Source organism: Variovorax sp. FG153 (genome assembly GCF_057809595.1).
On the sequence record NZ_JBMDKG010000062.1, the window covers coordinates 1 to 13535 of the forward strand.

12 protein-coding genes are annotated in these 13535 nt (G+C 68.7%); 2 read left to right on the top strand and 10 right to left on the bottom strand.

What is annotated here, in order from left to right; translation table 11 throughout:
* The first annotated feature begins 493 nt into the window (after positions 1-493).
* Positions 494-1114, top strand: a complete 621-nt coding sequence (locus ACODT0_RS37995; RefSeq protein ID WP_489043662.1) for a cysteine hydrolase family protein — start codon at positions 494-496, stop codon at positions 1112-1114.
* Here ACODT0_RS37995 and ACODT0_RS38000 read toward each other — a convergent pair.
* From ACODT0_RS38000 to ACODT0_RS38020, 5 genes are all read right to left on the bottom strand, one after another.
* Positions 1099-1992, bottom strand: a complete 894-nt coding sequence (locus ACODT0_RS38000; RefSeq protein ID WP_489043663.1) for a LysR family transcriptional regulator — start codon at positions 1990-1992, stop codon at positions 1099-1101. The genes ACODT0_RS37995 and ACODT0_RS38000 overlap by 16 nt on opposite strands.
* A gap of 80 nt (positions 1993-2072) precedes the next feature.
* Positions 2073-3638 (bottom strand): DHA2 family efflux MFS transporter permease subunit, encoded by a 1566-nt coding sequence (locus ACODT0_RS38005; protein WP_057592183.1) that lies wholly within the window; start codon positions 3636-3638, stop codon positions 2073-2075.
* 54 nt (positions 3639-3692) lie between these two features.
* Positions 3693-5033: an EmrA/EmrK family multidrug efflux transporter periplasmic adaptor subunit gene (locus tag ACODT0_RS38010; RefSeq protein ID WP_489043664.1), complete on the bottom strand. Its 1341-nt coding sequence runs from the start codon at positions 5031-5033 to the stop codon at positions 3693-3695.
* A gap of 29 nt (positions 5034-5062) precedes the next feature.
* Complete coding sequence (locus tag ACODT0_RS38015) at positions 5063-6565, bottom strand: efflux transporter outer membrane subunit (RefSeq protein WP_261212641.1); 1503 nt, start codon at positions 6563-6565, stop codon at positions 5063-5065.
* Positions 6558-7094 carry a MarR family winged helix-turn-helix transcriptional regulator gene (locus tag ACODT0_RS38020; protein WP_057592180.1) on the bottom strand — a complete coding sequence of 179 codons (537 nt, stop codon included), beginning with the start codon at positions 7092-7094 and terminating at the stop codon, positions 6558-6560. Before ACODT0_RS38020 ends, ACODT0_RS38015 begins: the two co-directional genes overlap by 8 nt.
* 89 nt (positions 7095-7183) lie before the next feature.
* Here ACODT0_RS38020 and ACODT0_RS38025 point away from each other — a divergent pair, with 89 nt between their 5' ends.
* Complete coding sequence (locus ACODT0_RS38025; RefSeq protein ID WP_296736268.1) at positions 7184-8971, top strand: ABC transporter transmembrane domain-containing protein; 1788 nt, start codon at positions 7184-7186, stop codon at positions 8969-8971.
* A gap of 131 nt (positions 8972-9102) precedes the next feature.
* On the opposite strand, the gene ACODT0_RS38030 is transcribed toward ACODT0_RS38025, so the two are convergent.
* Genes ACODT0_RS38030 through ACODT0_RS38050 form a run of 5 tightly spaced genes read right to left on the bottom strand, consistent with a single transcriptional unit; the run spans position 9103 to position 13530 of the window.
* Complete coding sequence (locus ACODT0_RS38030) at positions 9103-9570, bottom strand: DUF1178 family protein (RefSeq protein ID WP_057592178.1); 468 nt, start codon at positions 9568-9570, stop codon at positions 9103-9105.
* An 8-nt stretch (positions 9571-9578) separates the two neighbouring features.
* Entirely contained in the window at positions 9579-10178 is a 600-nt protein-coding gene (locus ACODT0_RS38035) for an NUDIX domain-containing protein (protein ID WP_057592177.1), read from the bottom strand.
* Between the two features lie 31 nt (positions 10179-10209).
* A complete protein-coding gene (locus ACODT0_RS38040) occupies positions 10210-10512 on the bottom strand; it encodes a DUF2818 family protein (protein WP_489043665.1) in 303 nt (100 codons plus the stop codon).
* Positions 10513-10539: 27 nt separating this feature from the next.
* Entirely contained in the window at positions 10540-12027 is a 1488-nt protein-coding gene (gene nuoN, locus ACODT0_RS38045) for an NADH-quinone oxidoreductase subunit NuoN (RefSeq protein ID WP_057592175.1), read from the bottom strand.
* 24 nt (positions 12028-12051) lie between these two features.
* On the bottom strand, positions 12052-13530 hold the full coding sequence (locus tag ACODT0_RS38050; protein WP_057592174.1) for an NADH-quinone oxidoreductase subunit M: 1479 nt from the start codon (positions 13528-13530) through the stop codon (positions 12052-12054).
* Between the last annotated feature and the right edge of the window lie 5 nt (positions 13531-13535).

A 13535-nucleotide genomic window follows, 5' to 3' on the forward strand; every position in this document is an offset into this window, starting at 1 on the left:
GCTGACCGCGGTGAAACCCTTGAATTCCTTGGTGAGCTGGCGTGTTTCGAGAATGACGTCGCTCATCTCGCGAAGCCGCCCGGGTAGTGACCGAAAAAGTCTGTCATGCGTTTGTTCTCACAGCGCCACCATCGAGCGCGGACCGATTGTTGGGGGGCGCCTCTCGCTTGCATACTGGGGCAAATGCCTATGCTGCAGTGCAACCTTCTCGAACGGTGAGACCGCCGCGGCACGCATGCGATTCGCACACTGTCGTCGCGACGACAAAGCATGCGAACCGCCACGGCCTGGGCTCGTGCGATGGCCGCGTTTTCACGCGCACTTCCGCGCTACATCGCATCGGCATCGCGCACGGTCCATCGGCGGCAGCCGGGTGGCTTCGGACCGCGCGCCGTCCCCGCGAAATCCGCACAAGTCTTGTGCGGCCACGCCACTACAGCGGCACACCGATGCTTCGTACGCTTCGGTCTTCCTCCGTCATCCAGAGAAGACCATGCAGCATCCCAGCATCCGCACGCTCACCGGCGCACAGCCGACCACCCGCCTCGATCCCGCCACCACGGCGCTGATCGCGATCGATTTCCAGAACGAGTACTTCGATGGGCGCATGCCGATCCCCGATGGCTTGCCCGCGCTGCGCCAGGCGCGGCGGCTGATCGAGGCGGCGGACCGGCACGCGATGCCGGTGTTCCATGTGCAGCACCTCGCGCCCGCGGACAGCCCGATCTTCGCGCAGGGCAGCGCGGCCTTCGACATCCATTCCGAGCTGCGCCCCGACGCGCGGCACGCGGTGCTGACGAAGGCGACGCCGAGCGCCTTCGCGGGCACCTCGCTCGATGCCGAGCTGCAGGCACGCGGCATCCGCACCTTGATCCTCACCGGACTCATGACCCACATGTGCGTGTCGGCCACCGCCTTCGATGCCGCGCCGCGCGGCTACCAGAACCTGATCGCGGGCGATGCCTGCGCGACGCGCGACCTCGACCTGGAGGACGGCGGCGTGCTCGGCCATCGCGAACTGCATCGCGCGGCGCTGCGTGGCGTGTCGGACGTGGTGGCCGAGGTGCGCTCGACCGACGAACTGCTGGCGCTGCTCGATCAGCCGGCGTCGTAACGCGCCGCCGCGAAATCGACGAAGGCGCGCACCTTGGGCGACAGGTGCCGGTTCTGCGGATAGAGCGCGTAGAGGTTCAACGCCGGCTGGCCGAAGTCCGGCAGCACGCGCACCAGTTCGCCGCGCGCGAGGTGGTCGCGCAGGAGAAAGGCCGGCGAGAGCGCGAGCCCGGTGCCGGCCAGCGCGGCCGTGCGCAGCACGATGCCGCTGTTGGCCTGCAGCCGGCCGCCGACCTCGACCGTGTGCACGCCGCCGTCGCGCGCGGTGAAGCTCGGCTGCCCTGCCTTGCCCGCGAGCGAATAGTTGAGGCACTCGTGCGCCGCGAGGTCGGCGGGCACGACCGGCGTGCCGCGCCGCCGCAGGTAATCGGGCGAGGCCACCCACCACTCCTCGAAGCTCGCGAGCCGCTTGACGACCAGCGTCGAGTCCGACAGCGCATAGGCCAGCCGCAGGCCCACGTCGAAGCCCTCCTCGATCAGGTCGACGAAGCGGTCGTTGCACACCAGGTCGACCTTGAGCTGCGGATGCGCTTCGAGAAAAGCCGGCAGCCATTGCGCGAGCGCCTCGAGCCCGAAGGACATCGGCGCGTTGATGCGCAGCAGGCCCGTGGGCTCGACCTGGTGCCGCGCGACGGCCAGCGCCGCGGCCTCGAGCTGGTCGAGGATCTGGCGGCTGTGCTGGTAGTAGGTCTGGCCGGCCTCGGTGAGCGCGAAGCGGCGCGTGGTGCGGTTGAGCAATTGCACGCCGAGCGCGGCCTCGAGCTGCTTGACCTGGCGCGAGACGACGGTGTGCGAGACATCCATGGCCTCGGCCGCGGCCGTGAAGCCGCCGGCCTCGACCACCGCGCGAAATGCCTTCAAGGCGGCGAACTGATCCATGCGCGCGACTGTATGCGAACGAAAACCCCCGGGCCTCTTGCGAAACCCGGGGGTCGATGGGAGATGCGGTGAGCGCGGACTCAGTGCGCGCCGGCCGCCGCGTCGCTGCCCGCGCCGCCCGACTGCGGCCGCGCGAACCACACCAGCGGAATCAGCAGCAGGAACAGCACCGCCGATGCATAGAAGATGTCGTTCGAGGCCAGCATGAAGGACTGCTGGTCGACCAGGCGGTTGATCTGGCCCATCACCTGCTCGGTGCTGAAGCCGTTGCTCGCGAGGCCCGACATCGCGCTGGTGGCCGCGGCATTGCCCTGGTTGATCGACTCCGCGAGCTGCGCATGGTGCAGCGTCGCGCGGTTCTCCCACAGCGTGGTGGCGATCGAGGTGCCCATGGCGCCGGCCGTGATGCGCAGGAAGTTCGACAGGCCCGAGGCGGCCGGGATGCGGTCGGGCGAGAGGCCCGAGAGCGTGACCGTCACCAGCGGGATGAAGAAGAACGCCATCGCGATGCCCTGGATGAAGGTCGGGATCATGATGGTCCCGAAGTCGGCCTGGGTGTTGAAGTTCGACCGCATCCACAGCACCAGCGCGAACACCAGGAACGAGAAGGTGGCGTAGCGGCGCGGGTCGACCTTGGCGATGGTCAGGCCCACCACCGGCGACAGGAAGATCGCCAGCAGCCCCACCGGCGCCATCACCATGCCGGCCTGGGTCGCGGTGTAGCCCATCCACTGCTGCAGCCACAGCGGCAGCAGCACCACGTTGCCGAAGAACAGGCCGTAGGCCACCGCGGTGGCGACCGCGCCCGACCAGAAGTTGCGGCGCTTGAACAGCGACAGGTCGACCACCGGGTGCTTGTCGGTCAGCTCCCAGATCAGGAAGAACGCGAAGCCGACCACGGCCACCACCGCGAGGGTGACGATCTGCGCCGAGTGGAACCAGTCGAGCTCCTTGCCCTTGTCGAGCATGAGCTGCAGCGCGCCGACCCAGATCACCAGCAGCGCGAGGCCGATGGCGTCGATCGGCACCTTGCGCGTGATGCTCTCGCGCTTGCGGTACAGCACCCAGGTGATGGCCGCGGCGACGATGCCCACCGGGATGTTGATGTAGAAGATCCAGGGCCAGGAGATGTTGTCGGTGATCCAGCCGCCGAGCAGCGGCCCCATCACCGGCGCGACCAGCGTGGTCATCGACCACATGGCCATCGCGAGGCCGGCCTTGGCGCGCGGATAGCTCGACAGCAGCAGCGTCTGCGACAGCGGGATCATGGGGCCGGCGACGAAGCCCTGCAGCGCGCGGAAGGCGATCAGGGTCGTCATGTTCGGCGCCAGCCCGCACAGCAGCGAGCTGACCATGAACAGGATCACGCTCGCCATGAACAGGCGGACCTGGCCGAAGCGCTGCGTCATGAAGCCGGTGAGCGGCACCGCGATGGCGTTGGCCACCGCGAAGCTGGTGATGACCCAGGTGCCCTGCGTGGTGCTCACGCCGAGGTCGCCCGAGATCGCCGGCAGCGACACGTTCGCGATCGACGAGTCGAGCACGTTCATGAAGGTGGCGGCCGAAAGCGCAATCGTCCCCCACACGCGGGCGGAGCCCTCGAGCGGAGGCGGCGGTACGTAGGCTGGAGCGGCGGCGGTGGCCATGGTTTCAGCGCGACGTGTGGAGGGAGAGCGGTCGCAACGGCAATGCCGTGGCGATCAACCCCGTTGGCCCTGCGCGGGGATCTGCGCGGCCGAGGCCGGCGACATCGCGGGCGCGGCGGGACTCGCCGGCACCGAGGGCACGTGCACCGCCTTCGCGGCCGGGCTGTTGCCGAGGTTGGCGGCCACGATGCGGTCGACCTCGGCATCGGCGCCGCGGTCGAGCTGGCTGTAGACCTGCGTCTGCGTGAGCGCGGTGGCGCGCGGCGCATCGGCGAGCATCTTGCCGCCCTTCTGCGTGATGTCGACCTCGACGTCCATCGACAGGCCGATGCGCAGCGGGTTGGCCTTGAGCTGCTCGGCGTCCAGCGCGATGCGCACCGGCACGCGTTGCACCACCTTGATCCAGTTGCCGGTGGCGTTCTGCGCGGGCAGCAGCGCGAAGGCGCTGCCGGTGCCCACGCCCAGGCCGGCGACCTTGCCCGTGTACTCGACCTTCTTGCCGTAGACGTCGGCGGTGAGCTTCACCGGCTGGTCGATGCGGATGTTGCGCAGCTGCACTTCCTTGAAGTTGGCGTCGACCCACAGCTGGTTGAGCGGCACGATCGACATCATCGGCGTGCCGGCCGCGACGCGCTGGCCGAGCTGCACGGTGCGCTTGGCGACGTAGCCGTCGACCGGCGCGGGCATGGCGACGCGCTGCGTGGCCAGGTAGGCCTCGCGCACCTTGGCGGCGGCGGCCAGCACGCTCGGGTGCTCGGCCACGCTGGTGCCTTCGGTCAGCGACTGGTTGCTGGCGAGCTGCTCGCGCGCGGCGATCACGCCGGCCTGCGCCGCGGCCAGCGCGCTCTTCGCGTTGGCGAGCGTGGTCTCGGCATGGTTGAGTTCTTCCTTGGACACCGCGCCGTTGCCCGACAGCGCGCGGCGGCGCTGCAGGTCGTCCTGGGCCTTGGCGATGTCGCTCTGGGCCTTGACGATGTCGCTCTGGCGCAGCGTGACCTGCGCGGCCAGCGAGCCGTTGTTGGCGTACAGCGTGCGGGTCTGGCGCACGGTCTGCGCGAGCGCGGCCTCGGCCTGCTCGAGCGCGACCTTGGCATCGGCCGGGTCGAGCTGCACCAGCGGCTGGCCGGCCTTCACGTAGTCGGTGTCGTCGGCGTTGATCGCCATCACGGTGCCGCCGATCTGCGGCGTGATCTGGATCACGTTGCCCTGCACGTAGGCGTTGTCGGTGTCCTCGTAGTGGCTGGCCACCAGCCATTCGTAGAGGCCCCAGCCGCCGCCGACCACGACCACCGCGACGGTGAGCGCGGTGAGGGCGCGGCGGCGCTTGCCGTTGCCTGCTTCGGGGACCGCGGCGGAGGAAGGAGCAGCGGTGGTCTGTGTGTTGTTGTCGCTCATGATGGTCTTTCCGGATTCGAAAGAGAGATTCAGTGGGTCGCAGCCGACGGGGTCGCGGATGCCGTGGTGGTGGCGCCGGAGGCGGCGCTCGCGGTGTTCGACGGGGGCTGCCAGCCGCCGCCGAGCGCACGCGCCAGCGCGACCTGGGTGTCGAGCGCGCGCGCGGCGAGGTCGACGGCGAGCCGGCGCTGGGCCAGCACCGAGGTCTCGGCGGTCAGCACGTTGAGATAGTTGCCGAGGCCCGCGCGGTAGCGCTGCACGGCGATGTCGTAGGCGCCTTCGGCGGCCGTCTGCGCGGCGCGCTGCTCGGCCTGCTGGCGCGCGATCGACTGGATGCTGGTGACCTGGTCGGCGGCGTCGCGCACGGCGTCGATCACGGTGGCGTTGTAGCTCTCGACCGCGGCATCGAGGTCGGCCGACTTGCCGCGCAGGTTGGCACGCAGCTGGCCGCCCTCGAAGATCGGCAGGTGGATCGCCGGGCCCACGCCCCACTGCTCGCTGCCCGACTTCAGGAGCTTGCCGAAGCCCAGGCTCTGGAAGCCGACGAAGGCCGTGAGGTTGACGTTGGGATAGAACAGGGTCTTGGCATTGGCCACGTCGCTGGTGGCGGCCTCGACGCGCCAGCGCGCGGCCGCGATGTCGGCGCGGCGGCCCAGCAGGTCGGCCGGGATGTTCGGCTGCAGCACGATCGGCTTGACGCTCGCGATCAGCGGCGGCTTGAGGGCGTCGCTCGCGCCGGGCTGGCCCACGAGCGCGTCGAGCGCGTGCTTGGCGATCGCGATCTGCTCGTCGAGCGCCTCGATCTGCTGACGCGCCTCGGGCAGGCCGCCTTCGCTCTGGCGCAGTTCGAGCCGGGTGTCGAGGCCGGCCGAGACGCGGTCGCGCACCAGCTTCAGGGTTTCGTCGCGCTGTGCCAGCGTGCGCTGCGCCACCGCGAGCTGGTCATTGAGGCGCGCCCACTGGAAGTAGCTGCGCGCCACGTTGCTCGCGAGCAGCACGCGGGCCGCGTCGGCATCGGCGGCGGCGGCATTGGCGGCGCCGATCGCGGCATCGAGCGCGGTGCGGTTCTTGCCGAAGAAGTCGAGCTCCCAGCTCGCGCCGAGCTGCAGCAGGCCGACGTTCTGGATCGAGCCACCCAGCGGTTCGGGATAGATGTAGTTGGTGTTGAACTTCTGGCGCGTGCCATTGAAGTCGAGCCCGACCTTGGGCTTGAGCGCCGCGCCCGCGACGTCGGCATTGGCCTGCGCGCGCGCGAGGCGGGCCTGCGCGACCTGCAGGTTGGGGTTGCCGGCCACCGCCTGGTCGACCAGGCCGTTGAGCTGCGCATCGCCGAAGGCCAGCCACCATTGGCTGTCGAGGGCGGGAGCGGCGGCCTTGTCGGCCGAGGCGATACCCAGCGAGCCGGCATCGCGCAGCTTGGCATGGCCGCCGATGCCGGCCATGTCGGCGCAGCCGGCGAGCGCGACCACCAGCAGCGCGGCGACCATGACGGGAGTGCGGCGCAGGGCGCGCGCGGCGAATGAATCAGTCATTTTTTCCTCCACGGGCCGCGAGGGCCTGTGCGTTGTCGAGGATGCGGCGCAAGTAGGACTTGAGCTGCCCCCATTCATCGGCGGTGAAGTCCGCCAGCAATTCGTTCTGCACGCGGCTCAGGACGTGGGGCACTTCCTTGGCGGCCGCGCGGCCTTCGTCGGTGAGCTCGATGTTGACCACGCGCCGGTCCTCGAGCGAACGCACGCGCCGGCACAGGCCCTTGGCCTCGAGCCGGTCGAGCAGCCGCGTCATGGCGCCGGTGTCGAGCTCGCAGGCGCGCGCCAGTTCGGCCACCGTGGTGGCCGCGCCGATGTGCAGCTTGTAGAGCGGCACCCACTGCGGATAGGTCGGACTGCCGGGCTCGCACATGCGGGTTTCCACCGACTGCGCCACCGTGGTGACGATCCGGCGCATCAGGTAGCCGATGCTTTCCTCGGTCGAATACGACTCCGCCCGGTAGAAATCGGGCGCACGGCGCACCTCGTCCGGCGAAACCGGAGCGTCATCGGGAGCAGTGGCATCGTTCATGGCTCGAATATTAGCTGCCATGGCAATTATTGTCAAGGCGACCTTTGTGAAGGCAAAGGTTCTCTCGCGACTCGCTAGAATCGCGGCCCATGGCTTCCTCCCCCTCGCCGGCCTCCACGGCCAAGGGCTCGCCCCGATCGCTGTCGGGACTGGGCCCTTTTCTTCATCCCTACCGTGTGCAGATCACCCTGGCGGCCGTGTTCCTGGTCATGGCGGCGGTCACGACGCTGGTGTTCCCGATCGCCCTGCGCAGCCTGATCGACGGCGGCCTGGTCAACCCCGACAAGGGCGCGCAGACGATGGCGCTGCGCGAGCATTTCGGCGCCCTGTTCGCGGTCGCGGTCGCGCTCGGGCTGTTCTCGGCGGCCCGCTTCTACACGGTGAGCTGGCTCGGCGAGCGCGTCACGGCCGACCTGCGCAACGCGGTCTACAGCCGGGTGCTGCGCCAGAGCCCGGTGTTCTTCGAGACCACCCAGACCGGCGAGGTGCTGTCGCGCCTGACGGCCGACACGACGCTGGTGCAGACGGTGGTCGGCTCCTCGCTGAGCATGGGCCTGCGCAACGCGGTGATGGGCGTGGGCGCGCTCGCGATGCTGGTCTGGACCAATCCCTACGTGATGGTGCAGGTGCTCGGCCTGCTGGTGGTGGTGGTGCTGCCGAGCATGTGGTTCGGCCGCCGCGTGCGCCGGCTGTCGCGCGCCAGCCAGGACCGCGTGGCCGACTCGAGCGCGATCGCGGCCGAGGTGCTGAACGCGATCCCCGTGGTGCAGAGCTACACCGCCGAGGACCGCGAGGCCGGCCGCTTCGAAGGCTCGACCGAGAACGCCTTCCGCACCGCCGTGCGCCGCACCAAGGCGCGCTCGGTGCTGGTCGCCTTCATCATCATCGCGACCTCGGCGGCGCTGCTGTGGGGCCTGTACCAGGGCACGCAGGCGGTGCTGCGCGGCGACATCACGGCCGGCCACCTGGGCCAGACCGTGGTCTACGTGGCGATCCTCGCGAGCGCCACCGCGGTGCTCGGCGAGGTCTACGGCGACCTGCTGCGCGCCGCCGGCGCCACCGAGCGGTTGATGGAGCTGCTGCACGCGCCCGCGGCCATCGTCTCGCCGGCCGCGCCGGTGCGCTCGCCCGTGCCCGCCGCGGGCAGCGCGATCGTGTTCGACCGGATCAGCTTCCACTACCCCTCGCGGCCCGGGACGCCGGCGCTGCGCGACTTCTCGCTGGCCGTGACGCCGGGCGAGACGGTGGCGCTGGTCGGCTCGAGCGGCGCCGGCAAGAGCACCGTGTTCCAGCTGCTGCTGCGCTACTACGACCCACAGTCGGGCCAGCTGCTGCTCGACGACGCGCCGCTGTCCTCGCTGGCGCTGCACGACCTGCGCACGCGCATCGGCCTGGTGCCGCAAGATGCCGTGATCTTCTCGGCCAGCGCGCTCGAGAACATCCGCTACGGCCGACCCGAGGCCAGCGTCGAGGAGGTGCATGCCGCCGCGCGCGCCGCCTTCGCGCACGACTTCCTGCAGGCCCTGCCGCAGGGCTACGACACCTTCCTCGGCGAACGCGGCGTGCGGCTGTCGGGCGGCCAGCGCCAGCGCATCGCGATCGCGCGCGCCATGCTCAAGAATCCCCCGCTGCTGCTGCTCGACGAGGCCACGAGCGCGCTCGACGCCGAAAGCGAACGCATGGTGCAGGCCGCGCTCGAGTCGGCGATGGAAGGCCGCACGACGCTGGTGATCGCGCACCGGCTGGCCACCGTGCAGAAGGCCGACCGCATCGTGGTGCTCGACCATGGCGGTATCGTCGAACAGGGCACGCATGCGGCGCTGGTGGCGCAGGGCGGGGTCTATGCGCGACTGGCGGCGCTGCAGTTCACCAGCTGATCGGGATCGGGGACCGAACGCGGAAGACGCGAAGGTTTCGCAGAAGTCGCAGAAGGAATTCGGAAAAGGAAAAGGAAAAGGAGAGCCTGGGCTCTCCTTTCTTGTTTCTGGTGTGGCCCGACCTTCGGGGGCTATTGCAGGGTTTCCTTGAGGCCCGCCGGGATCGGCAGCGGCATCACCGCGATGCCCTCGTCGAGCAGCGCCTCGGTCTGTTCGGGCGTCGCCTGGCCGCGGATGCCGCGCTCCTTGGTCTCGCCATAGTGCATCTTGCGGGCCTCGTCGGCGAAGCGGTCGCCGACGTCCTCGGTCTTGGCCAGCACCTCGCGCACGGCACGCATCCAGCGCGCCTCGGGCGACATCTCGGCCGGCAGGTTCGCGGAGGCCGGTGCGGGAGCGCCGGCGTTCGAACGCTCGGACTCGGGCGCCTTCGCGTTGCCCAGGTTCAGGCGCGGCGCGCTCAGCAGCTTGACGATCGCGGTGTCGGCGCAGACCGGGCACTCGACCAGTCCGCGCGCGAGCTGGCTCTCGAAGTCCTCATTGGACCCGAACCAGCCTTCGAAGCCGTGGCCGTGCGCGCATTGGAGATCGAGGACCTTCATGCGCGCGATTATCCCCGGGCCGAGTCGCCCTGCCAGTCGAGAGCCCATGCACCCGAACCCGTGTTCTGCAGCCACAGCGCGCAGGCCAGGGTCTTGGCGTCGGTGACCGAGCCGTCGCGGCACCAGCCCAGCAGTTCGTCGGGCGTGGCGGTGAACACGTCGAGGAACTCGCCGTGGTCGAGCTGCCGCTCGCCGAGCGAGAGTCCGCGCGCGAAGTAGATGTGGATGATTTCGGTCGAATAGCCCACGGCCAGGTGCATCGCGCCGGCACGCGCCCATTCGCGCGCGCGGTAGCCGGTTTCCTCGAGCAGTTCGCGCTGGCCGCAGACCAGCGGATCCTCGCCCGCGTCGAGCTTGCCCGCGGGGAATTCGATCATCACCTGGCCCACCGGGTAGCGGAACTGGCGCTCGAGCACCACGCGGCCATCGTCGAGCAGCGGAATCACCACCACGGCCCCCGGATGCACGACGTATTCGCGCGTGGCGCTGTGGCCATCGGGCAGCTTCACGGTGTCGCGGCGGACTTCGAGGAAGTTGCCCTTGGCGAGCGATTCGCGCGAGGTGAGTTCTTCGCGCAGGTGCGCGTCCGCGGGGGTGCTGGTGGTCATGGTGCGCTCCGTGATCGTGTGAATGGCGGCCTCAGTGCCGATGCTTCATCAGGTAGCGCCACGTGAAGCCCGGGAAGGCCAGCACGATGAACAGCGCGCCGGTCACCGCATAGAACTCCCAGCCCTGCGCGGCGATCTGCCCTGCCCTGCGCTCGAACAGCAGGCCGATGCCGCCGGCCAGGAAGTACAGCACCACCAGCTCGCCGAAGCGCACGGCGAGCGTCTTGCGCGCGCCGATCGCCACGGCGCCGAAGAGCCGCTCGTTGACGAACGGCAGGTTGGCCGCCAGCAGGGCCAGCAGCAACACCACCCAGACCGAAGCCGTCTGCGACACCTTGTGCGGGCCCTGGCGCGCGGCGCGTCAGTTCGCCAGCGTGGCGACGATGGCCTTGGCGCACAACGTCATCAGGCCGCCCGGCACGATGCCGAGGATCAGGATCAGCGCACCGTTGATCGTGAGCACGGTGCGCACGTCGCGCGGCGCCGACACGGTGCTGGCCGTGACCGGTGCGTCGAAGTACATGACCTTGACCACGCGCAGGTAGTAGAAGGCACCGACCAGCGACATCAGCACCGCGAACACGGCGAGGCCGATGTAGAGGGCCTGGCCCGAGGCGATCAGCGCCTGCAGCACCGCCAGCTTGGCGTAGAAGCCGACCAGCGGCGGGATGCCCGCGAGCGAGAACATGGTGATCGCCATCACGCCGGCATACAGCGGGCTGCGCTGGTTGAGGCCGGCCAGATCGGTGATCTCCTCGCTCTCGAAGCCTTCGCGCGCCAGCAGCAGGATGGTGCCGAAGCTCGCCAGGGTCGTGAGCACGTAGGTCACGATGTAGAACATCGAGGCGCTGTAGGCGAACTGGGCGTTGTAGGTATTGCCGTTGACCACGCCCGCCACCAGGCCGAGCAGCACGAAGCCCATCTGCGAGATGGTCGAGTAGGCCAGCATGCGCTTGAGGTTGGTCTGCGCAATGGCGGCCAGGTTGCCGACCACCAGCGAGGCGATGGCCAGCACCGCCAGCATCTGCTGCCAGTCGATCGCCAGCGGCAGCAGGCCTTCGACCAGCAGGCGGATGATGATCGCGAAGGCCGCGAGTTCGGGCGCGGCGCCGATCATCAGCGTGATCGCCGTGGGCGCGCCCTGGTAGACGTCGGGCACCCACATGTGGAACGGGGCGGCGCCGACCTTGAACGCCAGACCGGCCACGATGAACACGAGGCCGAACACCAGCACCTGGTGGTTGACCTTGCCGCTCGCGATCGCCTTGAACACCTCGTTCACGTCGAGCGAACCGGTGGCGCCGTACATCATCGACAGGCCGTAGAGCAGGAAGCCGCTGGCCATGGCGCCGAGCACGAAGTACTTCATGGCGGCTTCGCTGGCGACCGCGTTGTCGCGGCGCAGCGCCACCAGCGCGTAGCTCGAGAGCGTCAGCAGTTCGAGGCCGAGGTAGATCAGCAGGAAGTTGCTGCCCGAGATCATCACGAACATGCCCAGCAGCGCGAACATGCCCAGCGTGAACATCTCGCCGCCGCGCAGCATGTCGCGGTCGGCCGCGTAGGGACGGCCGTAGACCAGCGTGACCATCAGCGCCAGCGAGGCGAAGCACTTGAGCCAGTTGCCCATCGGGTCGCTCACGACCATGTTGCCGAAGCCGTAGATGGCCTTGCCCTCGCTCGCGGCCATGCCGGTCATCGCGGCCACCACGGCCAGCGTGATCAGGGTCAGGACGTAGGTACGGGTGCGGCGCGCGCTGGTGTCCGACAGGTCGACCAGCGCGATGATGCAGGCCATGACCAGCAACACGATTTCAGGGTAGATCGTGACCCAGCTGAGTTTGTCAATCATCTCGTTCTCTTCTTCAGCCAGCCATCAGGAGGGGATCTTCGACACCGCCACATGACGCAGCAGCTGGGTCACGGAGGCATCCATCACGTCGGTGAAGGGCTTGGGGAACAGGCCCATCCACAGCACCGCGATCGCCAGCAGCGCCAGCATCAGGAATTCGCGCGCATTGATGTCGCTGAGTTCCTTCACGTGGTCGTTGCCGACCGGGCCGAGGTAGACGCGTTTGTACATCCACAGGGTGTAGGCGGCGCCGAAGATCAGCGCGGTGGCCGAGGCCAGGCCGATCCAGAAGTTGGCCTTGACCGCGCCCAGGATCACCATCCACTCGCCGACGAAACCGGCGGTGCCCGGCAGGCCGCAGTTGGCCATCGCGAACAGCAGCATGAAGGCGGCGAACTTGGGCATGGTGTTGACCACGCCGCCGTAGTCCGCGATCTGGCGCGAATGCACGCGGTCGTAGAGCACGCCGATGCCGAGGAACATGGCGCCCGACACGAAGCCGTGGGCGATCATCTGCACGATGCCGCCGGCCACGCCGAGTTCGTTGAAGATGAAGAAGCCGAGCGTCACGAAGCCCATGTGGGCGACCGACGAATAGGCCACCAGCTTCTTCATGTCCTGCTGCACCATCGCGACCAGGCCGACGTAGATCACGGCGATCAGCGACAGCGCGATCATGAGCCAGGCCCATTCGTGCGCGGCATCGGGTGCGATCGGCATCGAGAAGCGCAGGAAACCGTAGGCACCGAGCTTCAGCATGATCGCGGCCAGCACGGCGGAGCCGCCGGTCGGGGCCTCGACGTGCACGTCGGGCAGCCAGGTGTGGACCGGCCACATCGGCACCTTGACCGCGAAGGCCGCGAAGAAGGCGAAGAACAGCAGCGTCTGGGCGTGGCCGCTCAGCGGCAGCTTGTGCCAGGCGAGGATGTCGAAGCTGCCGCCCGAGGTGTTGTACAGGTAGATCAGCGCCACCAGCATCAAGAGCGAGCCGAGCAGCGTGTAGAGGAAGAACTTGAAGGCCGCGTAGATCTTGTTCGGGCCGCCCCAGATGCCGATGATCAGGTACATCGGGATCAGCGTGGCTTCGAAGAAGACGTAGAACAGCAGACCGTCGATGGCCGAGAACACGCCGATCATCAGGCCCGACAGGATCAGGAACGCGCCCATGTACTGGTTGACGCGCTCGGTGATCACTTCCCAGGCCGAGATCACCACGATGATCGTGATGAACGCGGTCAGCAGCACGAACCACACCGACAGGCCGTCGACGCCCAGGTTGTAGTTGATGTTGAAACGCTCGATCCAGGGCGCCTTCTCCACGAACTGCATCGCGGCGGTGCCGTTCTGGAACCGCGTGATCAGCGGCAGCGTGACCAGGAAGCTCACGATCGACCCGACGAGCGCCACCCAGCGCACGCCCTTGGCATGCTCGTCGCGACCGAACGCCAGCAGCACGGCACCGAATGCGATCGGCACCCAGATGGCAAGGCTCAACAAACCCATTTTTC

What these genes read in the sequence shown, in the direction of transcription:
- ACODT0_RS37995 (WP_489043662.1), top strand. Translation starts at nt 494, where the DNA reads ATGCAGCATCCCAGCATCCGCACGCTCACCGGCGCACAGCCGACCACC.
- ACODT0_RS38000 (WP_489043663.1), bottom strand. Translation starts at nt 1,992, where the DNA reads ATGGATCAGTTCGCCGCCTTGAAGGCATTTCGCGCGGTGGTCGAGGCC.
- ACODT0_RS38005 (WP_057592183.1), bottom strand. Translation starts at nt 3,638, where the DNA reads ATGGCCACCGCCGCCGCTCCAGCCTACGTACCGCCGCCTCCGCTCGAG.
- ACODT0_RS38010 (WP_489043664.1), bottom strand. Translation starts at nt 5,033, where the DNA reads ATGAGCGACAACAACACACAGACCACCGCTGCTCCTTCCTCCGCCGCG.
- ACODT0_RS38015 (WP_261212641.1), bottom strand. Translation starts at nt 6,565, where the DNA reads ATGACTGATTCATTCGCCGCGCGCGCCCTGCGCCGCACTCCCGTCATG.
- ACODT0_RS38020 (WP_057592180.1), bottom strand. Translation starts at nt 7,094, where the DNA reads ATGAACGATGCCACTGCTCCCGATGACGCTCCGGTTTCGCCGGACGAG.
- ACODT0_RS38025 (WP_296736268.1), top strand. Translation starts at nt 7,184, where the DNA reads ATGGCTTCCTCCCCCTCGCCGGCCTCCACGGCCAAGGGCTCGCCCCGA.
- ACODT0_RS38030 (WP_057592178.1), bottom strand. Translation starts at nt 9,570, where the DNA reads ATGAAGGTCCTCGATCTCCAATGCGCGCACGGCCACGGCTTCGAAGGC.
- ACODT0_RS38035 (WP_057592177.1), bottom strand. Translation starts at nt 10,178, where the DNA reads ATGACCACCAGCACCCCCGCGGACGCGCACCTGCGCGAAGAACTCACC.
- nuoN (WP_057592175.1), bottom strand. Translation starts at nt 12,027, where the DNA reads ATGATTGACAAACTCAGCTGGGTCACGATCTACCCTGAAATCGTGTTG.
- ACODT0_RS38050 (WP_057592174.1), bottom strand. Translation starts at nt 13,530, where the DNA reads ATGGGTTTGTTGAGCCTTGCCATCTGGGTGCCGATCGCATTCGGTGCC.